This window comes from Chryseobacterium mucoviscidosis (assembly GCF_002177115.1).
Lineage (GTDB): Bacteria > Bacteroidota > Bacteroidia > Flavobacteriales > Weeksellaceae > Chryseobacterium > Chryseobacterium mucoviscidosis.
This window is the reverse complement of sequence record NZ_MVAG01000122.1, coordinates 378,021-401,222: the sequence shown is the minus strand read 5'-3', so window position 1 is coordinate 401,222 and position 23,202 is coordinate 378,021. Positions and strand designations below refer to the sequence as shown.

Here is a 23,202-nt window from a genome sequence, read left to right as displayed (position 1 = left end):
ACAGTTTTTTAGACTTATAAAAAGATATGATAAAAATCTGTTTTTTACCAATTGCAGGTTTATGAAGAATCATTATATTTGCACCAAGAAAAAATTTAGCAATGGCAAACCAAATTAAAGGTAAAATTTCTCAAATTATTGGTCCGGTAATCGACGTTGTCTTCAGTGATGTGGAAGCAGTTCCAGCGATCTATGATGCGTTAGAAATTACAAAAGAAAACGGTGAAAAAGTAGTTTTAGAGGTAGAACAGCATATTGGCGAAGATACAGTAAGATGTATCGCAATGGACGCTACTGACGGTCTTAAAAGAGGGCAGGACGTAATCGGATACGGAAATCCTATTATGATGCCAATCGGTGAGGCAGTAAACGGAAGACTATTCAACGTTGTTGGTGATGCTATCGACGGACTTCAAAATATATCTAACGAAGGTGGTCTGCCAATTCACAGACCAGCTCCAAAATTTGATCAGCTTTCAACTTCTGCAGAAGTTTTATTTACTGGTATCAAAGTTATCGACCTTATCGAGCCTTATGCAAAAGGAGGTAAAATTGGTTTGTTCGGTGGTGCAGGTGTAGGTAAAACCGTATTGATTCAGGAGTTGATTAACAATATTGCAAAAGGACACGGAGGTCTTTCAGTTTTTGCCGGAGTAGGTGAAAGAACGAGAGAAGGAAATGACCTTTTGAGAGAGATGTTGGAATCCGGAATCATCAAGTATGGTGAAGATTTCATGCACTCTATGGAAAACGGAGGTTGGGATCTTTCTAAAGTAGATTTAGAAGTAATGAAAGATTCTAAAGCAGCATTCGTTTTCGGGCAGATGAACGAGCCACCTGGTGCAAGAGCGAGAGTAGCACTTTCGGGTCTTACATTAGCTGAGTACTACAGAGACGGTGGAGAAAGCGGACAGGGTAGAGACGTACTTTTCTTCGTAGACAATATCTTCCGTTTTACACAGGCTGGTTCTGAGGTATCTGCACTTTTAGGTCGTATGCCATCTGCGGTAGGTTACCAACCGACACTAGCTTCTGAGATGGGAGCGATGCAGGAAAGAATTACTTCAACTAAAAATGGTTCAATTACTTCAGTACAGGCGGTTTACGTACCTGCGGATGACTTAACTGACCCGGCTCCTGCAACTACGTTTGCTCACTTGGATGCTACAACCGTACTAGACAGAAAAATCGCTTCATTGGGTATTTATCCTGCGGTAGATCCATTGGCTTCTACTTCAAGAATCCTGGCTCCTGAGATTATCGGGGAAGAACATTATAACTGTGCACAGAGAGTAAAAGAAATTCTTCAGAGATACAAAGCGCTTCAGGATATCATCGCGATCCTTGGTATGGAAGAACTTTCTGAAGAAGACAAATCAGTTGTTTACCGTGCAAGAAAAGTTCAGAGATTCCTTTCTCAGCCTTTCCACGTAGCAGAACAGTTTACAGGTATTCCTGGATCTTTGGTAGACATCAAAGATACCATCAAAGGATTCAACATGATCATTGATGGTGAATTGGATCACTTACCGGAAGCTGCTTTCAACCTGAAAGGAACTATCGAAGAAGCAATCGAAGCAGGACAAAAAATGTTAGCTGATAACGCTTAAGAAATTTTAAATGTTAAATTTTAGATTTTAGATTGAATTTCAATAATTTATAATTTAAAATCTATAATCTATAATTTCATAAAAATGAATATAAAAATTTTAACACCAGAATACGTAGTTTTTGAAGGAGAAGTAGACTCAGTATTACTGCCTGGAAAAAATGGTGAATTCCACATCATGCAAAACCACGCAGGAATTGTTTCTTCTTTAATCGGTGGTAAAGTAAAATTATACGCTAAATCTATCGATGAAGCTTATTCAAAATACTTTACGAAAGAAAATGAGAAAGATTCAGTTTTTTCTTACCCTATCAAAAGCGGTGTTGTAGAATTTAATCATAATAAAGGAATTATCCTTTGTGAATAATTAAATGAAAAGCTAAATATATTTTCAAGAAAGTGTAACAATTCGTTACACTTTTTTTATTTTTGTATGAATTTGGTTTTATGAAGGGAATTTTAGTTATTTTATTTTCAGTTTTCGGGCTACTTTTCAATGCTCAGACGGTTAAAATTAAAAGAGGAATTGTGGATCTTGAAGGAATTCATGTCGCAAAACTGTCCTATAAAAGTGGAATATATACTTTTATGGATCTTAAAGAAACTCCAATTTATACCATCGAATTTGTAGATAAAAGTGTAGTGGATTCTGTACGCGACAGTTATATTAAGCTTAAAAGAATTTATAATCAGGACAAAACGCTTGATCTGGACTATATTTCTCCATCTGCATTTTCAGGGGAAGAAAAATCGGCAGCTTACACTTGTGTGAAAACTCTGAAGATCATTGATGAAAGAGGGATCAACATCAAAAACCTAGACGAGCTTTTTAAAAATTCACCTAAAAGGAAGCTTGATACCAAAACAAAAGATGCTTATACCATCCGAACTAAAATTGATAAATTAAATATTACCGTCAATAATGTAGGCGAAATTTTAAGCAACGGAAAACCAGTGGGTTATTTTACCAATTTACCGGCAAGTTTTGGTTCCGATGACACGGTTACGGATAAAACATTTGTTGATATTGAAATTTATGATGCCAACAGCAAATACATCGGAAAATACATTACAACAACAAAACAGATTAAATCTGCGGGAGGAAAAACCTTTACTCTGTACCGCGAAATATCCGGAAGAGCATCGATTTTAAAATTCCCGACCTACAAAGCTATTGCCGAAAGAATGGCCATTATGGATCCCAACTTTATAAAAATTCAGGAAAAAGTAATTGTGGGTGAAGTCACAAAAGACGGTGTTCAAAAGTAAAAATCATCAATAGGAACGGGCTTTATCCCGTTTAACACTGATATAAATTCAATTGGCTTTAGCCAAAATATAAAAAAGCTTCATATTTTTTTGAAGCTTTTCCTATTTCATTTTTCTGAAATAATTTAAGCCTGAGATTTTTTTAATCTACAAACTCAAAATCACTCCATTCTCTTTCAATTGCTGCATCGGTTTAGAAAACCAGAATAATTCAAAATCTTCAAAATTTTCTTCGAATTGAGTTTTCAATTGTTGCAAAGTTGGCTTTTTTAAATTTTCAATTGGATAATCACTAAACATTTTCATGAGCCAATCTGCGTGTTCCTGCTCTAAATCTACACTTACAACATTGGTTTTTAAGTGCGCTGTAATTTTTGTGTACGTATAAATATATTTCTTTTTATTTTTTACGCGATTCTCAGCGATTATGTTTTTAGCTAAAAATAGGACTTTAGAATTTCCTTTAAAAACAAAATCATCATCTTCCAGAAGACAGTCATGAATATAATCCGGATGAACGGTCGTTCTCGGAATTTTAAAATCAAACCATTCCTGAAGAGGAAGTTCGAAATTGATTCCGTGCATATAATTGAACAGAGATTTTTTCAAACCAAAGCTGAACTTTCCATGATCGATTCCAGTTTTGTCTGTAAAATCAACATCGTTGTTCGCAAATAGAATTTCCTGCTTAATCGGAGTAATGCCAAATTCTTCAGGATGTAAACCCACCGGTGAATGAGCCGTCATGGCGAACTGATGCCAGAATCCACTTTGTAAAATTCCCATCTCGAAAAGCTGACGAACCATTTCCAAAGAATCCACTGTTTCCTGAATAGTTTGAGTAGGATAGCCATACATCAAATAAGCATGAATCATGATTCCGGCTTCTGTAAAATTTCTTGTCACTTTAGCAACCTGTTCCACAGAAATTCCTTTGTCAATCAATTTCAAAAGTCGGTCACTCGCAACTTCCAGTCCACCTGAAACGGCAACACAACCGGAAAGTTTTAAAAGAAAACACAGATCTTTGGTGAAACTTTTTTCAAAACGAATATTCGTCCACCACGTTACGACCAAATTTCTTCGTAAGATTTCTAAAGCAACTTCACGCATCAATGCAGGAGGAGCCGCTTCATCTACAAAATGAAATCCTGTTTCTCCAGTTGTCCGGATCAACTCTTCCATTCTGTCAACCAGAATTTTAGCTGAAATCGGTTCGTAAATTTTAATATAATCTAAAGAAATATCGCAAAAAGTACATTTACCCCAATAACATCCATGTGCCATTGTGAGCTTATTCCATCTTCCGTCACTCCATAAACTGTGCATCGGATTGGCAATTTCAATTACAGAAATATATTGATCCAATTGTAAATCAGAATAATCGGGAGTTCCGATATCGGATTGCTTATAATCGTGTCTTGTGGAATTATTTTTATAAGTAACTTCTCCGTTTTCAAGTAAAAAAGTTCTTTTGAACTGAGATTCTTCACTTTGTTCAGAATGACAAATATTTTCATAAAGTAATTCAATTGGAAGCTCTCCGTCATCCAAAGTAATAAAATCAAAAAACTCAAAAACTCTTTGATCTTTTAATTCTCTGAGTTCTGTATTCGGAAATCCGCCGCCCATTGCAGTTTTAATGTGCGGATAATGTTCTTTGATATATTTCGCGCAACGAAAAGCTGAATATAAGTTTCCCGGAAAAGGAATGGAAAAACAAATCAGTTTTGGCTGAACAAACTCTAATTTTTCATGAAGAATTTTTAAAGTAAAATTATCTATAAAAGTAGGTTCGCCGCAAATTTTAGAATATAGTTCATCAAAAGAATTGGCACTTTTTCCTAATCTTTCCGCATAACGGCTGAATCCAAAATCAGGATCAATATTTTCAACAATATAATCCGAAAGATCTTCTAAATATAAAGTAGCCAAATGTTTGGCTTTGTCCTGAAGTCCCATATTTCCGAAAGCAAATTCCATATCATCAAGCTGATTGAATCGGGAGGCTTCCGGAAGAAAGTTCATCGAACAGATTTGTCTTGCCAACGTTGGGGTTTTACCCTGCAGAAAAGCAATAACCTGATCGATCGTTTTGATATATTCTTCTTTTAAAACGTAAATTCTTTGAGCATTTTCTGAAAGAGTCTGAAAATCAGTTTTCTGATTAAAAATCTTCTGAAGTCCGTCTTTCGAAAATAATTCCAAAATGACCTCAATTCCCAAATCTGTCTGAAAGCTGGAAATATTTTTGGTATTCAGAAAACCTTTAATATAAGCTGTTGCAGGATAAGGCGTGTTGAGCTGTGTGAAAGGCGGAGTAATGAGAAGTAGATCTTTCAAGAGAAAATTTTTGCAAAGTTATTTTAAATATTCAGATTTTGAAAATTTATGATAGGTTTTAAAACAAAAACCACTGATCGAATGTCAGTGGTTCTTAAATTTATTTTATATTCAGATTAAATTTCTTTGAAACTTAAACCTTGTTCTGCCAACAGTTTTTGTTCCTGCTCTTTGTAATAACCACTTACCAATTTATCATGAATAGCTTCAAACGCAGCAAGGGTTTCATTAATTTCAGCATCTGTGTGAGAAGCTGTAGGAATTAATCTTAATAAAATCATTCCTTTCGGAATTACAGGATATACCACTACCGAAGTAAAGATTCCGTAGATTTCTCTTAGATCTTTTACCAGAAGGGTAGCTTCTACCGGAGTTCCCTGCATCATCACCGGAGTTACACAAGTGTTTGTGTCTCCAATGTTAAAGCCCCTTTCTTTAAGACCGTTTTGTAATTTATGCGTATTTTCCCAAAGTTTTGCTTTAATTTCGGGTCTTGTTCTCAGCAGTTCCAGTCTTTTTAAACCTCCGATTACCATTGGCATCGTTAAAGATTTAGCAAAAATCTGAGATCTTAAATTAAATTTTAGGTATCTGATAATTTCTTTATCACCCGCGATGAATGCTCCAAAACCTGCCATCGATTTAGCAAAGGTAGAGAAGTAAACATCAATCTGATCCTGACAACCCTGTTCTTCACCGGCTCCGGCTCCTGTTTTTCCAAGAGTTCCAAATCCGTGAGCGTCATCAACTAAAAGTCTGAATTTATATTTTGATTTTAATTCACAGATTTCTTTTAATTTACCCTGCTGTCCTCTCATTCCGAAAACACCTTCGGTAATCACTAAAATTCCTCCTCCGGTTTCTTGCGCTACTTTGGTAGCTCTTTCAAGATTTTTTTCAAGACTTGCAATATCGTTGTGTCTGTACGTAAATCTTTTTCCTGCGTGAAGTCTTACACCGTCTACGATACAAGCGTGAGAATCAACATCATAAACAATTACATCATTTCTTCCTACCAAAGCATCAATGGTAGAAACCATTCCCTGATAACCGAAATTTAATAAATATGCAGATTCTTTCTGAACAAAATCAGCCAGTTCTTTTTCCAATTGCAAATGCTGCTCAGTTTCTCCCGACATTGCTCTTGCACCCATCGGATAAAACATTCCGAATTCTGCAGCTGCTTTTGCATCAGCCTCCAAAACTTCAGGATGATTACACATTCCCAAATAATCATTAGCACTCCAGAAAATAACTTCTCTTCCCTGAAACTGCATTCTCGGTCCGATAGGTCCTTCTAATCTGGGGAAAATGAAATACCCTTCACCATAATCTGCAAATTGTCCAAGAGGTCCTGGATTTTCTTTTATTCTGTCAAAAATATCCAACATTTTATTAATATTTTAAGTAAAAAAGCCTTTTGTAATCACAAAAAGGCTTGATTTGTATAAATTTTTCGTCCTTATTTAATGAATTCAGTTTTAAAAACTTCATCGTAGTTGTGTACACAGTTGTTTACAAACCCCTGTTCAGCCATCCATTTATCACTGTATACTTTAGTAATATATCTTGAACCGTGATCAGGATAAATCAACACAATCAGGTCATTTTCAGAAAATTCATGAGATTGCGCATATTGCATTAAAGCCTGTGTAACAGCTCCTGTAGTATATCCTCCCATAATTGCCTCTTTTAAAGCGATTTCACGGGTTCTGTAAGCAGACATTTCGTCATTTACTCTTACAAATTCATCTACTTTGTCGAAAAGAAGGGCAGAAGGAATTAAATTTTTTCCCATTCCTTCAATCTGATAAGGATGAACATCTTCTTTGTGGATTTCTCCGGTTTCGTGGTAGCTTTTCAGGATAGATCCGTCTGCATCCACACCAATGATTTTAATATCCGGATTTTTCTCTTTTAAAAATTTTGCTGAACCTGATAGAGTTCCCCCTGTTCCTGTACACGCAAACAGGTGAGTTACTTTTCCCTGAGTCTGTTCCCATATTTCAGGACCTGTAGTCTGATAATGTGCATCAATATTCAACTCGTTGAAATATTGGTTGATATAAACAGAGTTGGGCGTTTCTGAAGCAATTCTTTTGGCTACTTCATAATACGATCTGGGATCATCTGCGGGAACATTTGCAGGACAAATATAAACGGTAGCTCCCAAAGCCTTCAGATAAGCAATTTTTTCAGGCTTTGTTTTGTCACTTACTGCAAGTATACATTTATATCCCTTGATGATACAAACCATGGCAATAGAGAATCCTGTATTTCCTGAAGTAGTTTCTACCACTACGGAATCTTCTTTTAATAAACCTTTTTTCTCAGCGTTTTCTATAATATGAAGTGCGATTCTATCTTTTGTGGAATGTCCAGGATTATATGATTCTAACTTGGCATAAACGGTTGCAGGAATATCTTTCGTCACAGTGTTAAGCTTCACCATAGGAGTATTTCCTATTAGGCCAAGTATATTATCGTAAACATTACTCATTATTTGTTATTTTTCAATAAAAATCTGACGGCAAAAATACAAAAAAATAAATTTATTTCTAAACTTTTGTTTGATTTCTAACCTCTAAAATAGATAAAAAATTGTTTTCTGTTACTATCTAAAGATGAAACTTTTCAAAAAGCGAGCCAAAATCTTTAAATTTTGTTAAAAACCGTCTAAAATCATATAAAAGCCTTATTTTCGCGTAATTGATTTAATACTATGAAAAATTGGACTTTTAAGCAATGGAACACCGTTCTCGGATGGGTTGTTTTCGTCATTGCATTTTTCACGTACTTGTCCACCATAGAACCGAATTTCAGTTTTTGGGATTGTGGCGAGTATATTTCCTCGGCGGTAAAACTTGAAGTAACGCACGCTCCGGGAGCGGCTTTATTCCAGATTGTGGGTGCTGTGGCAGCCATTTTTGCTTTAGGAAAGGGCGAAAATTATTCTATCGTGATCAACGCGATGTCTGCATTGTTTAGTGCGTTTACGATCTTGTTTTTGTTCTGGACAATTACACATTTCGTAAGAAGACTTTTAAACAAAGATTTTGATGACATTACAAAACATCAGGAAATTTCTATTCTTTTTGCAGGAGTTGTAGGAGCGTTATGCTTCACCTTTTCAGATACCTTCTGGTTCTCTGCGGTAGAAGGGGAAGTTTACTCGATGGCATCTATGTTTATCGCACTTTTGGTCTGGTTAATTACCAAATGGGAGAATGAATATCAGGCGAAGGACAGCGAGAGATGGATTATTTTAATTTTCTTCATTTTAGGGCTTTCAGTAGGGGTTCACATGATGTGTATGTTGGCAATTCCTGCGATCTGTCTTGTGTACTACGCGAGAAACTACACTTTTACCTGGAAGAATTTTCTTTGGGCAAATGTGATTACGCTGGTAATTTTAGCAATCGTTTTTAAAGGGATTTTCCCATTGATCATGACGATGTTCGGGAAACTTGAGATTTTCTTCGTGAACGGTTTAGGTCTTCCTTTCCATTCCGGAACTATTGCTGCTTTTGTCTTAATGGTTGTCATCTGTTACTTCCTGATCTCTTATGCAGGAAAGATGAAGAAAAATGTTTATCAGACAATTGCATTATGCATTGTTTTCATGATGATCGGTTTTTCATGCTGGATGGTAATTCCTATCAGAGCAAACGCAAATCCTCCAATGAACCTTAATGATCCGGACAACGCCATCGGAATGCTGGATTATTACAACAGAGAACAATACGGCGACTGGCCTACAATTTATGGTCAGAATTATACCGCTTTCTTAGATGCAAACGGAATTGAGAAAAAAGAAGACGGAAGTTTTAATACTACGAAAACGGGAGAAATCTACGAAAAAGACGAGAAAACAGGAACGTACAGAAAAACAGGAGACCGATTCAATTATGTTTTCAATAAAGCACACGTAGGTTTTATGCCGAGAATGTTCAATGAAGACAAAGATGTAATGGCTAACTACATTTCAATGTACGGTGCGCCGGATTTCACCTTTAATTACAGTAATGAAGATGTTGCAGACAGCCCTGAAGCAAAGCAGATTTTCGACGAATTAAGAAAGAAATATGAAGACGGATCTATTACCGCTGCAGATTATTTAAAAGTAAAACCTTATAACTTAATCAATGTTCAGAAGCCTTCTCTGGCTCAGAATATGGATTATTTCATCACGTTCCAGAACGGATATTATTTTGTAAGATATCTGATGTGGAATTACGTAGGTCGCCAGAATGATCTTGAAGGTAACATGGAAAGCACAAGAGGAAACTGGATCTCAGGAATCTCTTTTATTGATGATGCTTTATGGGGAAATCAGGAAAAGATGCCTGCAAAATTCAAAAATGAAAGTACCGTAAAATTCTTCTTTCTACCTTTAATTTTAGGATTAATCGGATTCTTTTTCCAGCTTAACAGAGATTTCGGAAGATTCTATGCTATGCTTTCAATCTTTGTATTGATGAGTGTGGGAATCGTTTTCTATACCGGAGTAAAACCTTTTGAACCAAGAGAGAGAGATTATGCAATGGTAGGTTCGTTCTACGTTTTTGCCATCTGGATCGGATTGGGAGCCGGAGCAATTCTTTGGTTCTTACAGTCTAAAATAAAATCGAATGCAGCAAACATTGTTGCAGGAGTGGTTCTTCTTGGAGTTCCTTTCATGATGGGCTTCCAGAATTATAATGTACATAACAGACACGACAGATATACTTCTTACGATTACGGATATTCTGTATTGAAATCTTTGCCTAAAAACGACATTGTTTTCGTGTACGGAGATAACGATACGTATCCGGTTTGGGCAATTCAGGAGACTGAAAACTTCAGAGATGATGTAAAAGTAGTTAACTTTACCTTAGCTTCCACACCTTGGAATATCGATCAGATTAAGAGAAGAACGTACAATGCTGCTCCGGTTCCGGGAGTTTTAACGCATGACGATTACAGAGACGGTGTAAACGACCAGATCTATATGATGAAGAAGGAAGACTGGCAGGGACTTTTCTCAATGTTAAAAGAACAGGGAGCACCTCCAACGGAATTTGCGGAATTCAGAAAATATCTTACTCAGGATTCTATGACGATGAAAGAAGCAATCAGCTTCCTGAAATATACTTCTCCTGCGAAAAACGAACTTCTTAAAATGTATTTCGGGGAAGAAAAATTCGAGAAATACAATATCTTACCTGTAAACAAATTCATTTTACCGGTAAATAAAGAAAATGCAGTAAAATCAGGAATTATTAAAGCAGCAGATCTTCCGGAAACAGTTAATCAGATCATGATTACATATAAAGGAAATACACTGTATAAAAACAATTTAATTTTACTTGATGTTTTAGCACATTTCGACTGGAAAAGACCAATCAACTTCTCTTCAGGAGGAATCTACGACAGCGAAAATATTTTCTTCTTAGACGAGTATCTTCAGTTTGATGGTTTCAGTTACAGATTGGTTCCAATTCATACTCCACCATCACAAGGCGGAGATATGGGAAGAGTAGATGCCAATTCTCTTTACAATGTGGTTAAAAATTTCAGATGGGGTAACTTCAAGAATTTAAATACGCATTTTGACGAGACTGCAACCTCCAATATCATGAGCTACCGATCTTCTGCAAGCAGAGCAGCAGCAGCTTTGGCAACGATGGGAGAAAAAGGAAAAGCACTGGAACTATTGGATTTAGCTTCTAAAGAAATTCCTGCTGAAAAATACAACGATCCTCGTTCTCTAAGCTCAATGGTTTACGGATACATTGTGGCAGGACAGGAGAAAAAAGGATTGCAGCTTGCTGAAGTTCTGAAAAAAGGAATTTTTGAAGAATACGATTATTACATGAGTCTGAGCAAATCTGACCAGAGTTATCTGAAAAGACAGATCAGAACAAAACCAATGGAATATTCTTTAGTCATTTCTGCCGTTACAGATGCTTACTCGAAGATTGGAAAGAAAGATAAAGCGTATGATTATCTGATAAAATCCATCGAGCCGATTGATAAGAAATTCAACACTTTTGTAGAAAATCTTAAAGAAATGGGCAAAGAAAAAGCGATGAAGGAATCTGAGCAGGTACAGAAGATCACTCCTTTCTACCAGTATCTTTTCGATGTAATGGAACCTTTTGATTCCACTTACACCAAAGAAAAAGAGGCACAGATCACCAATTCAATTATTAAAGCAACGCAATAATAACAAAACTTAAAACGGAACTTCGGTTCCGTTTTTTTTATATATTGGGATTCAGAAATTTTAAGATTATATTTGCGATATCAAAGAAGCACAATGGTAGAGACGAGAAATAACAAAATCCCGGTGTATGCTGTAATTTTTACAGTCGTTTTTAAACTTTTATTTTTACTTACAAATTATATTCAGGAAGATGCTTTCATTACGTGGAGAGTTGCACAAAACCTTCTGGATTACGGAGTGATCGGCTTCAACGGCGATACGAAGATATCTGCTTCTACAACGCATCTTTATGTTTTTGTTTCGTATCTGTTTAATTTAATTTTCGGAAAAGAAAATTTTATAGAACCGCTTCTTGTTTTTAACTCAATCCTTTTTACCATAGGAAGTTTATTGCTTTCGCATCTGGTTTTAAAAAATGTATGGCACAAAGCTATTTTTATCTTTTTAATCGGAATTTTACCTCCGGCAATCAAAATTTCCATCCTCGGAATGGAGTACGGAATTCTTTTCTTACTGGAAATGGCATTGCTGTATTATGGCTTTCATAAAGGAAAAAAATGGACTTTCATCGTTTTACCGATCCTTATTCTGTTCACAAGAATTGATACAATTATATTTTTAGGAATTGTATTTTTAATCGATCTTTTCTGGAATAAAAAAATAAGATGGAGCTATATTCTTGGAGGTATTTTAGGAATTTCAATCGTCTTGGCTTTCAACTGGTTCTATTTTGGAGAGTTGGTTAATAATACTATCATTGCTAAAAAATTAGCGTATGATAAGAATTTTACATTCGAACAGAATTTGGAATATTTCTGGCTGAATTTCGGAAACTTTTGGGGAATGCTGAAACTTCCCGGAGATTTTAATCCGCTAACTGTTTTACTGCTGATCTTTGAGCTGCTTTGCTTTATTTATTTGATAAGACAAAAGGACAGAAGAAATATTTTCTTATGGATAATCTTCATTTTCGGATGGGTGAAACAGCTTATTTTCCTTTCTCAAAAAAGTCTTTTCGACTGGTATTACTGGGTTCCGCAGATTTTACTTTTCGTTCCGGTTGTAATTTTTATTTTGGAGCAAAAAGTAAAAAGAAATCTTTGGCTGTCATTATTAATCGTCACTTATATCATTCCAATGCTGGCTTTCCAGACGGTACATTCAATTGCTACAGGAAACGGAGAATGGAATTACAGAAGAACGATCGGAACATTTTTAAACCAATATGAAAAAGACAAAAACCAATGGATTTTTCTGGAACCTGCAGGGTATGTTCCTTATTTTTCAGGGTTAAAGGCGATTGATGAAGTAGGATTGGTGGATAAAAAAGTACAGGAAGAAATTAAAAAAGACAAGCCGAATTTCTGGATCAATACCGTGAAAAACAGAAAGCCCAAATATCTTCTTTCTTACGATGACCTTTTTAAATCAAAAAATGCAGACTATCTGAAAGTTCATTATAAATTGATTAAAGAATTCCGTGTAAAAGACCATCTGAAAAGAGACAATAAAATTTTAGAGAAAATCTATATTTTAAAACCTTCCGGAACGGATTATAATTTATACGAAAGAATTGATTAATTTTAGATTTTGCTGGAAGATAGAAGTAAGGATGCAGGAAGTTTAAAGTTTATTGTAAAGACTCATCAACTCCAAAACCCTCAAGCTCTAATACACTAAAACAACTAAAACTATGAAATACTGTGCATTTCTCCGTGGCGTCAACGTAAAAGGAACCAATATGAAAATGGCGGAAGTCTGTCAGGTTTTCAATAATGCAGGAATGAATGACGTTATTTCAATTTTAGCATCAGGAAATATTGTTTTTTCCTCCGATAAAAAAGCCGATGAATTAAAGACAATCCTCGAAAAGGCAATGTCAGAACATTTTTCTTACGAAGCTTATCTGTTCATCAAATCTCAGGAGGAAACAGAACAGTTTTGGAACGGAAATCCCTTTGAAAAAAATGATGATCTCCATATCTATGCTTTCGTAACGAATGATGGTGTCGAAAATAGTTTAATCAAGGAATTCGAAAGCGCTTCAAAAACAGAAAATGAAATCGCTAAAATCGTCAATAACATCTTTTATTGGCAGGTTCCGAAAGGAAATACTTTAGATTCTGCTTTCGGGAAAATTTTAGGTAAAAAAAGCATGAAAGACCAGTTTACAAGCAGAAATATTAATACTTTTGAGAAGATTTTAAAGAAATTTTGATTTAAAATTCTCTCGCAGATTTGGCGGATTACGCAGAAAATTTAATTATAAAATAGTTTCAAAAAAATCTGCATAATCCGCCAAATCTACGGGAATAAAAAAATAATTATTGTAAAAATTTCAAAAGACCAAAACTATTGTAGTCATAGTCCGTTAAACCCGCCAAATAATTTCGGATTTCCGAACTTTCTCCCTATTTTTACTGAACTTTTTAATCAAAAAATAAAATGATTCAGTATTTAGATAATATCCACCACAAAGATTCCAGAAACTTTTTCCTAATTGCCGGTCCCTGCATCATCGAAGGCGAAGACATGGCACTGAAAATTGCAGAAAAAGTGGTAGAATTAACCAATAAATATAATATTCCCTACATTTTTAAAGGAAGCTTTAAAAAAGCCAACCGAAGCAGAGTAGACTCTTTTACCACGATCGGAGAAGAAAAATCTCTGGAAATCCTTAAAAAAGTAGGAGAGACTTTTAATATTCCTACAACAACAGATATTCACGAAAACGAGCACGCAGCTTTGGCGGCGCAATATGTAGATGTGTTGCAGATTCCTGCGTTTTTGGTTCGCCAGACAGACCTTTTGGTTGCCGCCGCACAAACAGGAAAATGTGTCACCTTAAAAAAAGGACAGTTTCTCTCTCCGGAATCCATGAAATTTGCCGTTGAAAAAATTACAGACTCAGACAATCAGAAAGTGGCGATCATTGAAAGAGGAAATACCTTTGGTTACACAGATTTGGTGGTAGATTACCGCGGAATTCCAACCATGAGAAACTATGCGCCTGTCATTCTGGATGTTACGCATTCCCTGCAACAGCCGAACCAAAGTTCAGGAGTTACAGGAGGAAGACCGGATCTTATCGAGACCATCGCAAAAGCAGGAATCGCAGTCGGCGCAGACGGAATTTTCATCGAAACACATCCCACTCCCGAAACCGCTTTATCCGACGGAGCCAATATGTTGAGACTGGATCTTCTGGAAGATTTACTGCAAAAACTAACCAGAGTTCGGGAAGCGATTTTATAATTAAATTCTGTTAAAACTTTCATTTTTTATTTGAAGCTCTTTCCCGCTTTCCATTACAATCTTTTTTTGCAAAAAAGGATTTTCATTACAATCGGGGCTAGGATTTCAGTCTGTATTTCAAGGAAAGAAACGGATACAAATCTTCAAAAAACTTCAGATAAGAAATGTTAAATAAAGTTTAAATAAGTTAAAATAAAATTTATATATTCACGTTTGAAATTTTAAAGCATTTCTTTTGAAAAAACTAGTTTTACCATTGAGCCTTATGGTTCCTGCATTAGTATTCTCTCAGGTAAAGAAGAAGAAGGATACAATGAAGACCGCAACTATTGAAGAAGTAGTTTTCCAGAAAAAAGTAACAGGAAAAACCAATGATATCACCGCCGTAAAAATTTCGGCAAAAGATGCTCAGAATGTGGCGAGTATTTCCGGTGGGATCGAAGGGATTCTTAAGACTTTACCTTCCGTAAACTCAAATACGGAGCTTTCTTCGCAATATATGGTTCGTGGCGGAAACTATGACGAAAACCTGATCTACATTAATGATATCGAAATTTACAGACCATTCCTCATCAGAAATTCTCAGCAGGAAGGGTTAAGCATCATCAATCCCGATATGGTTTCCACCGTCAATTTCTCAGCCGGAGGTTTCGAGCCGAGATACGGCGATAAAATGTCGTCTGCTTTAAATATCTATTACCGTGAACCTAAAAAATTTGAAGTTTCCGGAGAAGGAAGTTTAATTGGAGGAAGATTATCCACCGGTTTTGCTGTCGGAAAAGACAAAGAAGGAAACAGGAAATTTACCGCCTTATTTTCAGGAAGATACAGAAATACCAACCTTGTTCTTAATACCCTGAAAGAAGATACAGACTTCAATCCGAAATACATGGATTTTCAGACGTATCTGAATTATCATTTCAGCCCGAAATTCACCGCTTCATTCATCGGATATTACTCCAAGAATGATTACGAAATGATTCCGAAGGCAAGGAGTGTAGACTTCGGATCTTTGCAGCAGCCGATTAATTTAACCGTAAACTACGGTGGCCGTGAAGACGATAAGTATAAAAATATGATGGGAACATTCTCCCTGAATTATAAACCATCCGACAAATGGAGATTTACTTTAGACGCTTTTGCCTACCAAAATCGGGAAAGAGAATATTACACCATCGCTTCGGCTTACGTTTTACAGACTTTTGATCCGATCACGGGAGAACCCGTTACTTCATACGATACAGGAGGACAAATCGAGCATGCACGAAATGATTTATATGTAAAAACATACGGAACACAGTTCAGAACACGTTTTTCGCCTAATGTAAATACAGATATTGAAGTCGGCTTCAAATATGAAAAAGAAAACCTGAAAGATCTTACCAACGAATGGAAACTGGTAGATTCTGCGGGATACAGCACGCCGATTTCCGCACTTTTAGATCCCAGAAATCCGCAGGATCTAAAATTATATTACAGCATTGCAGGGAAAAATGATATTCAGCCGACAAGAATGTCTGCTTACGCGCAGTATTCTCAGAAATTTTTCTGGGGAAGCAATAAAGTGTTTGTAAATGCGGGAGCAAGAGTATCGCACTGGAGTTTCAATAACGAAACCATTTTCTCTCCGAGAGCACAGTTTGCGATCAAACCGGATTGGGATACCGATATGTTGTTCAGACTTTCCGGAGGTATCTATTATCAGGCTCCTTTTTACAAGGAAATCAAAGACTTAGACGGAAATTTTAATTCAAATATAAAATCACAGAGATCTATTCAGGCAATTCTGGCGAATGATTACGAATTCCAGATGTATGACAGACCGTTTAAACTGACCACGGAATTGTACTACAAGAAAATGAATGATCTGATTCCGTATTTCATGGACAACGTGAGAATACGTTATTCCGGAAAAAATAATGCTTCAGGATACGCATACGGAATCGATACAAGATTGTTCGGAGAATTTGTTCCCGGAGTGGATTCCTGGTTATCTGCAAGTTATGCCCGAGTATATGAAAATATTGATGGGAGAGGAGACATTCCGAGACCAACCGATCAAAGGTTAAGATTTGCAATGTTCTATCAGGATTATATGCCGAGATTCCCGAAAATGCGCGTCAATCTTACTTTAACTTACGCAATGGGATTACCTACAGGATCGCCGATTGTTTTGGATGAAAACAGAAAAATCGATTATCTTGCAGGATATTCCTATCAAAAAACATTGCCATCTTATAAAAGGGTAGATTTAGGTCTTTCTTACGCGTTCATCGATCCGAAAGAAAAAAATCAAGCATATGGTTTTTGGGGAAATTTTGATGAACTAACTTTGGGTGTTCAGGTATTTAATGCTTTTAACATCAGAAATACCGTTTCCAATCAGTGGATTACCGATGCGAATACCAATCTGATGTATCCCGTTCCTGTACGTTTAACAGGGCGTTTCTTCAATGTAAAACTTGAATTTAGAATAAAATAAATACAGACTCCTGAAATTTTTCGGGAGTTTTTTTATTTCCTGAATTTTATAACATCTCCACAGAATTTTATAACGAAGATTGTCTTTATATTTTTAATTTTTTTTCATCAAAAAAATTCTTGCCATCCTGTTCTCTACTTAAATTCTTCTTTGGCTCGGACTTGTTCTCCGAATCTTTTTAGCCAAGCATAATTTTCAAAGTCAAAAAACACATTTTTAAGAAATGACTAGTTAAGTCAAACGCCTTAGTGAATTTAAAAATATCCGGTAAGTTTTTAAAAGAAAAATTTTTGCATTCTTCGCGTTAAAAAGCAAACAGACAGATAATCAAAATGTCTGGGAAGCTACATTTCCAGTCGAATCGTTTTTTCAACCAGTTTTTGATTAAAGCTTTCAGGAACCAGTCTGAACATGAAATTCCTTAGAAAAGTTCCTTTTTCCCATTGAGAAATCTGTCCGATTTTCCAGCTTGTATCAACTACATAATCTACTTTTTTTCTCCTGATCTTCTGAAAATTTTCAAAAACTTCATTAAAACTCCGATGGTTTTCCAACAGCTTTCCGATAATATAAGCGTCTTCAATCGACTGACAGGCTCCCTGTCCGAGATTCGGCGTTGTTGCGTGTGCTGCATCACCGATCAGACAAAGATGATTCGTGTGCCATTTCGGAATAGGAGCGAGGTCGATAATTTCGTTAAAAATGATATTTTCCTGAAATGTTTTCTCCATAATTTCAAGAACCAGAGGATGAAACCCGTAAAAATTTTCAGCTAAATTATTTTCATTCTGATGAATGTTTTTATTAATAACAGCATACCAGTATATTTTTCGGTTTGTCATTCTTACAAACCCAAAACGTTTTCCTTTTCCCCAAGCTTCAATGGCTTCATGATGAAAATTTTCAGGAAGATCAAATTCTGCCAAACCGCGCCAACACAATTGCTGTGTATTTCTGATGGTTCCGGTTCGGAAAATCTGGTTTCTTACTTTTGAATGAATTCCGTCTGCTCCGAAAACAATTTTGCTTTCAGTTTCAGTTCCGTTTCCAAAATGTAAAATATAATTTTCTTTCTTCTCAATTTTGTTCAGCGCATGATTCAGTTGAATAGTTTCATAGCCGATATTTTCCGCCAAAATCTTTTGCAGATCAGCTCTGTGAATGGCAACGTTGCAGGAATTGTACTTTTTTTCCAATTCCAGAACATTGGTTTTAGAGATGCGTTTCAGCTTTTCATCCGTTATCGAAATGCCGTGAATTTTGTTTCCCGCCTGTTCGATTTTTTCTTTTAAGCCTAACTTATCGAAAATCTGCATCGCGTTGATTGCCATCATAATTCCGGAACCGACAGGTTTTATTTCCGCTGCCGATTCATACAGGGTAAAATCAATGTTTTGTTGTTTCAGGATATTTCCTAATGTTAAACCGCCGATTCCGCCTCCGATGATGGATATTTCGTTCATTATTTTAGATTTTTCAATTCGTTCAGCAGTTGATTCTGTTTACTGATAAAATTCTCCAGACTGTCTGTTTTTAAAGGATGTGCATTCTGGTATTTCTCAATTTCTGGAAGGGTTTTTCTGATTTTGAAAATTGTATACGTATCATGAATTCTTTCACGGTTTTTTGTAATTTCTTCAATCAGATCTTTTATTTTTTTCACTTTGAGATTATATTGCTGTTCACTTCTCTTAATTTCTGCTTCAATTGCTTTTCGTGATATTGAATCGCTTACAGATTTAGCCAAAGATTCAGCGTTGCTGTAATAGGTTTCAGATTTGCTAATGACGTCATCATATTCAAGAGTAGCATCGTCTGTTTTGCTGTCGATCATGCTTACTTTTTCGTCAAGAGCCTGAAGATTTTTATCGTTTTTAAGCAACTCATCATAAATCTGATGAACCATATCATCTTCACGGGAAGAAAGTCTTGTTCCTTTTGTTATGGAGCCTGAAGCGGAAGATTCGGCATTATCCACGGCATTTTCAACCAAAGGTTTATTTTCGGATCTGCTTTCATTACAGGAAAACAGGGCTAAAAGCAGGGTAGAAGTAAAAAATAATTTTTTCATGTTGTGTATATATTTAATATGAGTTCGGATAAGTCTTCTTAAACGCAATGTTAAACAAAGATATTCAATTATTAAGAATTCAGCTTTTAAGATATACAATGGCGTAAAACTTATTAAAGCAATACTATTTTGTCTTTTTTAAATAAACGAAGTGCCTTTGTTTAGCTACAAACTTTCAATAAGTAAAAAAATCTTTTGTTTTTCTTTGCGATAAATCATTATAGTGTTATAAATCAATTATTTAAAGTTATTTTTTATCCGAACTGAAGTTATTTAATTTTTGATTTCAGGAAGTAGAAGATCTGCCGGACTTATCGTGAAAAACAGATCAGGATAGACAAAATCCAGAGAACGGTTTTCTTCTCCTCTCAGCCGGAAAAACTCTTTTTCCTTTTCTTCATCGGCTAAAATAAATAATTCTCCGGTTGAAAAATACGGTTGGTTGTCCTTAAATCTGATAAAAGTTTTGGAAGTCCTGAACGTCATTCCCAACCATCTGTTATCCGTAAAGCCTTTAGAATTAGGGTTGGAATTCAGAACAATTTTATGCTGAAACTTTTTGTTCGTTTCTACAGAAAATAGTACAACAGAATGATGATCCAGTATAATTTCAGATTCTTTTTCCGTGATTTTGTCTTTTATAACAAGTTTTCTGAGCTGATTTTCTTTTAACTGATCTGGATTTTCATAGCATGAAAACAAAGCAATAAATGAATGATCTTCGAGATCCAAAGCCTGATCGGAATGAAACCCCATTTTCGAGTACGAAGAATCATACACTTCAATCAATGCATTGTTGAAATGCTGTTCAGGCACATCTGTTATTTCGGCTGAAATTGTTTGGTTAATTTGTTCAACAACGGAATGATGAACCCTAGAAAAGAGATTCGCTGGAATCTGATATCTTGTCGTTGTCCTTACAACAGCAAAAGTTCCGTTTTCTTCTTTCAAGAGATGATTTCCGAGCCTGCCTTTTCCTGTTGTTTCAAAATCCGCAGAATTCAAGAGATTTTCAAATGTATTTTGCTTTTCAGGAAGCCGTATTTTATAAAATCCAGAGTTACTCATTACAGGATTGGTTTTTCATAATCGCCCAGATTCATGCTGAAATGGGTTGTTTTATAGTTCACTCTATTCTCCGTCATGTTTTCTTCGTAATAAGAATCGCGCAGTTCCGCCTGCATTTCGGGAGTCATGCTTTCTAATTTAACATAATTGTCGTTTTCTCTGATGTAAGTCTGATGGTCTCTGTATATCGCCTCAAGATTCGAACAACGAACAACATATCCCATTCTTATCGGAATCTGATCGACTCCCAAAACAGAAGGGCGGATTTCATGCGTATATAATCTGTTGGTAGACAGCGAAATAATAAACGCAGAATCCGGATATAAAGTAACCGTAAATTCTTTTTCCAGAGATTCGTCTTCAACCGTTTTCTTAAGCCTGAAATGGAGCCTTGTTAATGCGCTCGTTTGCTTATAACAAACATCAAATCTATCTGTTTCCGATGGTTTTAAATGTTCGGAATTGGAATCGTCGTAGAAAGTACAGAATGCGATCAGTCCTTCTTTCGGCATATCTTTCGTTTTGTCGGAGTGGGCTTTAATTTTAGCCTTCACTTCCTTTTCAGCGTCGGAAGTTTTCTTTTTGTTCTCGTAAATCTGTACCAAAGCGTGATTCAGATCCGTTTCATATTCAAAAGTTTCTTTTGCACATTCGTTAAGAAGAGCAATAATTTTTCGGTCGGTTTCTCTGAAATTATCTGTCGGTCCTGTAAGATTACTCGAACATCTCAACAAATTAAAATGCAGCATTTCTTCCCCATTTTCATCGGCTTCATGAGTCACTTTACTCAGATAAATGCCTTTTCTCAGAGCTTTCGCTTCTTTATTGGATTCTGTAAGCTCCTGAAAATGATGTTCTGATTTTACTTTTTCAAAAATATTCTCCTCATGAAAAATTCTTCGGAAATACACCCCCGCATTGCTTACAATAACCGGAACTTCTCCAGTTTGAATAACCTTTGATTTTTCTTCGCTAATATTTTCAAAATTCACAGAAAATTCTTTAATGATATGCAGGAAATGATGGTCTTTCTGAATAATTTCCAAATTTCCGCAGATGTATATTTTTTGATGATCAAGTTCCGGACTAAGTTCATATACTACGGTTCCGCAGAAATGATTAATAATGTACTGAAGTTCTGTATTGATTTCCTGACTGTTATTTAAAACAACAAGAACATTTTTATCTTTTGATATTTTGTTTTCTTCTGAATGGTTATTCATGTTTCTCAATTGAAAAGTGAAGATAGCTAAAATTTTAAATGTTTTCAAAATCTTAAAGCCTTTAAGGAATAAATACATTGATTTTCACTCAGTTTTTTTAAGCTAAAGAGGCTTAGAATAAAATATTCTTGTTGGAAAACGTAAAGACGCAGGTTTTTTATTAATCTCAAATCAAACTTAAACTAATTTCAGAATTAACCACAAAAGGCACAAAAGACAATGTTAAAGTGAATTTCAATACTATTCAAAGCACTCAAAAGAATAAAAATCAAAGATTTTCAATAAAGATTGATGCTTAATTTTATAGTAGATAAAATCCAAATTTTAGAATAAAAAAGACCATCGCAATGACGGTCTTACCAGTTTTTTAAATTTCAAATTCAAATTGTACTATTCGTATTTGGAAAAATCAACTGCAAAAATGCATCGGTTCACCTGACTTCCGTTTTGTGCTCCTGCATTCGGTTCATATTCGGTTAAACTCCACAAATAATTATACTGAGACTCATAGTAAAGAGATTCCGCTCCATATGGCCATCTGAAACGTACTGTGTCATCTGCACCATCGGTATAACGCGCTAATCTTGCGTTTGATCCGTAAGAATTGCTTGGAGATCCGGTACAGGAAAGCCATGTTCTGTTGCCTTTTCTGAAAACGCCCTGAATTCCATGCGCATGATTGTCTGTGAAAAGACTGTTTTTAGGTGTTACCGTTACAATTCCTGTATTCTGAAGCCTTCCGTTCGTATCAACCGGAAAACCAAACACTTTCGGAACAATGGAAGCATCCGCGCTGCCTGAATAATATTGCCCTGTCCAGAACTGCGTTCCTTCATCATTTACCTGAATCGTGGAGAAAGGATTTGCGTTGTTGATTTTCTGATATCCTGTCTGTGGCAATATGTATCTGTAATTGAAAGCGAACAGGTTTCCGTTAGAATCTTTACCACATTTATCACTCGTAGAGTCACCAGTACTCACTTCAATAATTTTATTCAGATCGAAAACACGAACGCCTAAATTTGTACTGCTGAGATAGATTTTACCTTTAAAATAGGCAATTCCCCCTGCATGAACATTCAGCGGAGCGTAAGAACCATATTGTGAATAGCCTGTTGTACCTGCCGGAATATCGGGCTGAACCAAAAGAATATGACGGTAGGTAAGATAAGTACTTGAGCTCGGACTGATGTCAATCAGGGTAATTCGGGAACCTTTAAATTCAGCTTCATCTTTCGCATACCAACTCACCAAAAGATAACGGACTCCATCTTTGGTAAATCCTGAAATCCCTTGCGGTCTCCAAAGCGAAGTCGTCTCATCATCGGTATTCCAGCGGATTCCTCTCACTCTGTTTTCTTCAGGAATATTGAATCCGTAGACTTCGGTATAAGCACTTCCGCCGATTGCCTGACGATTTTTATCAATCTGTGAAGGATTTAAAAAGCTGAAACCTGAATTGATGAATGCGCTTGTATCGGTGTAAGCATTTACACTTACATCTGCGGCAGCTTTGCTGAGATTGGTTTTTGAAGATAAATTTTCTTCTTTTAAATTTGAAGCGATGTCATTATCTGTACATCCTATGCTCGTTATGGTAAGCAAAAGCATCCACCCGAAAAGTTTTCTTTGAATCATGATCAGTTTAATCTGTTTTTTAAGTTTTAAATTGAT

The 23,202-nt window shown here is 35.9% G+C and carries 16 protein-coding genes; 8 read left to right on the top strand and 8 right to left on the bottom strand.

Going from position 1 to position 23,202, the window contains the following annotated elements:
• Positions 1-101: 101 nt before the first annotated feature.
• The 3 genes from atpD (at position 102) to B0E34_RS13645 (ending at position 2,878) form a co-directional block, all read left to right on the top strand.
• Positions 102-1,610: a F0F1 ATP synthase subunit beta gene (gene atpD / locus B0E34_RS13655; RefSeq protein ID WP_087710258.1), complete on the top strand. Its 1,509-nt coding sequence runs from the start codon at positions 102-104 to the stop codon at positions 1,608-1,610.
• A gap of 84 nt (positions 1,611-1,694) precedes the next feature.
• Positions 1,695-1,976 carry a FoF1 ATP synthase subunit delta/epsilon gene (locus B0E34_RS13650; RefSeq protein WP_076390168.1) on the top strand — a complete coding sequence of 94 codons (282 nt, stop codon included), beginning with the start codon at positions 1,695-1,697 and terminating at the stop codon, positions 1,974-1,976.
• 80 nt (positions 1,977-2,056) lie between these two features.
• On the top strand, positions 2,057-2,878 hold the full coding sequence (locus B0E34_RS13645) for a hypothetical protein (protein ID WP_087710256.1): 822 nt from the start codon (positions 2,057-2,059) through the stop codon (positions 2,876-2,878).
• A 147-nt stretch (positions 2,879-3,025) separates the two neighbouring features.
• On the opposite strand, the gene B0E34_RS13640 is transcribed toward B0E34_RS13645, so the two are convergent.
• From B0E34_RS13640 to B0E34_RS13630, 3 genes are all read right to left on the bottom strand, one after another.
• The gene (locus tag B0E34_RS13640) at positions 3,026-5,221 is read right to left on the bottom strand and encodes a B12-binding domain-containing radical SAM protein (RefSeq protein WP_087710254.1); all 2,196 of its coding nucleotides are present in this window, start codon (positions 5,219-5,221) and stop codon (positions 3,026-3,028) included.
• Between the two features lie 116 nt (positions 5,222-5,337).
• On the bottom strand, positions 5,338-6,612 hold the full coding sequence (locus B0E34_RS13635; protein ID WP_087710252.1) for an aminotransferase class I/II-fold pyridoxal phosphate-dependent enzyme: 1,275 nt from the start codon (positions 6,610-6,612) through the stop codon (positions 5,338-5,340).
• Between the two features lie 71 nt (positions 6,613-6,683).
• Positions 6,684-7,721: a PLP-dependent cysteine synthase family protein gene (locus B0E34_RS13630; protein ID WP_087710250.1), complete on the bottom strand. Its 1,038-nt coding sequence runs from the start codon at positions 7,719-7,721 to the stop codon at positions 6,684-6,686.
• 222 nt (positions 7,722-7,943) lie between these two features.
• Here B0E34_RS13630 and B0E34_RS13625 point away from each other — a divergent pair, with 222 nt between their 5' ends.
• From B0E34_RS13625 to B0E34_RS13605, 5 genes are all read left to right on the top strand, one after another.
• Positions 7,944-11,429 (top strand): glycosyltransferase family 117 protein, encoded by a 3,486-nt coding sequence (locus tag B0E34_RS13625; protein WP_087710248.1) that lies wholly within the window; start codon positions 7,944-7,946, stop codon positions 11,427-11,429.
• 93 nt (positions 11,430-11,522) lie between these two features.
• Positions 11,523-13,010, top strand: a complete 1,488-nt coding sequence (locus B0E34_RS13620; RefSeq protein ID WP_087710247.1) for a DUF8728 domain-containing protein — start codon at positions 11,523-11,525, stop codon at positions 13,008-13,010.
• A gap of 112 nt (positions 13,011-13,122) precedes the next feature.
• On the top strand, positions 13,123-13,647 hold the full coding sequence (locus B0E34_RS13615) for a DUF1697 domain-containing protein (protein WP_087710245.1): 525 nt from the start codon (positions 13,123-13,125) through the stop codon (positions 13,645-13,647).
• A gap of 227 nt (positions 13,648-13,874) precedes the next feature.
• Positions 13,875-14,684 (top strand): 3-deoxy-8-phosphooctulonate synthase, encoded by an 810-nt coding sequence (gene kdsA / locus B0E34_RS13610; protein ID WP_087710243.1) that lies wholly within the window; start codon positions 13,875-13,877, stop codon positions 14,682-14,684.
• 235 nt (positions 14,685-14,919) lie between these two features.
• Positions 14,920-17,166, top strand: coding sequence for a TonB-dependent receptor plug domain-containing protein (locus B0E34_RS13605; protein WP_087710241.1), 2,247 nt, complete (start codon positions 14,920-14,922; stop codon positions 17,164-17,166).
• Positions 17,167-17,510: 344 nt separating this feature from the next.
• On the opposite strand, the gene B0E34_RS13600 is transcribed toward B0E34_RS13605, so the two are convergent.
• The 5 genes from B0E34_RS13600 to B0E34_RS13580 all read right to left on the bottom strand — a co-directional run bounded on the left by B0E34_RS13600 (position 17,511) and on the right by B0E34_RS13580 (position 23,166).
• The gene (locus B0E34_RS13600) at positions 17,511-18,629 is read right to left on the bottom strand and encodes an FAD-dependent monooxygenase (RefSeq protein ID WP_087710239.1); all 1,119 of its coding nucleotides are present in this window, start codon (positions 18,627-18,629) and stop codon (positions 17,511-17,513) included.
• Positions 18,629-19,237 (bottom strand): hypothetical protein, encoded by a 609-nt coding sequence (locus B0E34_RS13595; protein ID WP_087710237.1) that lies wholly within the window; start codon positions 19,235-19,237, stop codon positions 18,629-18,631. Before B0E34_RS13595 ends, B0E34_RS13600 begins: the two co-directional genes overlap by 1 nt.
• Positions 19,238-19,510: 273 nt before the next feature.
• Positions 19,511-20,305 (bottom strand): alpha-ketoglutarate-dependent dioxygenase AlkB, encoded by a 795-nt coding sequence (locus tag B0E34_RS13590; protein WP_087710235.1) that lies wholly within the window; start codon positions 20,303-20,305, stop codon positions 19,511-19,513.
• Positions 20,305-21,528, bottom strand: a complete 1,224-nt coding sequence (locus tag B0E34_RS13585) for a hypothetical protein (RefSeq protein ID WP_087710233.1) — start codon at positions 21,526-21,528, stop codon at positions 20,305-20,307. The genes B0E34_RS13590 and B0E34_RS13585 overlap by 1 nt, the downstream gene beginning before the upstream one ends.
• Positions 21,529-21,918: 390 nt before the next feature.
• Positions 21,919-23,166: a hypothetical protein gene (locus tag B0E34_RS13580; RefSeq protein ID WP_087710231.1), complete on the bottom strand. Its 1,248-nt coding sequence runs from the start codon at positions 23,164-23,166 to the stop codon at positions 21,919-21,921.
• Positions 23,167-23,202 lie beyond the last annotated feature (36 nt).

Bases quoted from the DNA above. Each gene is read 5' to 3' on its own strand.
- B0E34_RS13620 (WP_087710247.1), top strand. From the start codon at position 11,523: ATGGTAGAGACGAGAAATAACAAAATCCCGGTGTATGCTGTAATTTTT.
- B0E34_RS13580 (WP_087710231.1), bottom strand. From the start codon at position 23,166: ATGATTCAAAGAAAACTTTTCGGGTGGATGCTTTTGCTTACCATAACG.
- B0E34_RS13590 (WP_087710235.1), bottom strand. From the start codon at position 20,305: ATGAGTAACTCTGGATTTTATAAAATACGGCTTCCTGAAAAGCAAAAT.
- B0E34_RS13585 (WP_087710233.1), bottom strand. From the start codon at position 21,528: ATGAATAACCATTCAGAAGAAAACAAAATATCAAAAGATAAAAATGTT.
- B0E34_RS13625 (WP_087710248.1), top strand. From the start codon at position 7,944: ATGAAAAATTGGACTTTTAAGCAATGGAACACCGTTCTCGGATGGGTT.
- B0E34_RS13645 (WP_087710256.1), top strand. From the start codon at position 2,057: ATGAAGGGAATTTTAGTTATTTTATTTTCAGTTTTCGGGCTACTTTTC.
- B0E34_RS13615 (WP_087710245.1), top strand. From the start codon at position 13,123: ATGAAATACTGTGCATTTCTCCGTGGCGTCAACGTAAAAGGAACCAAT.
- B0E34_RS13630 (WP_087710250.1), bottom strand. From the start codon at position 7,721: ATGAGTAATGTTTACGATAATATACTTGGCCTAATAGGAAATACTCCT.
- kdsA (WP_087710243.1), top strand. From the start codon at position 13,875: ATGATTCAGTATTTAGATAATATCCACCACAAAGATTCCAGAAACTTT.
- B0E34_RS13600 (WP_087710239.1), bottom strand. From the start codon at position 18,629: ATGAACGAAATATCCATCATCGGAGGCGGAATCGGCGGTTTAACATTA.
- B0E34_RS13650 (WP_076390168.1), top strand. From the start codon at position 1,695: ATGAATATAAAAATTTTAACACCAGAATACGTAGTTTTTGAAGGAGAA.
- B0E34_RS13595 (WP_087710237.1), bottom strand. From the start codon at position 19,237: ATGAAAAAATTATTTTTTACTTCTACCCTGCTTTTAGCCCTGTTTTCC.
- atpD (WP_087710258.1), top strand. From the start codon at position 102: ATGGCAAACCAAATTAAAGGTAAAATTTCTCAAATTATTGGTCCGGTA.
- B0E34_RS13635 (WP_087710252.1), bottom strand. From the start codon at position 6,612: ATGTTGGATATTTTTGACAGAATAAAAGAAAATCCAGGACCTCTTGGA.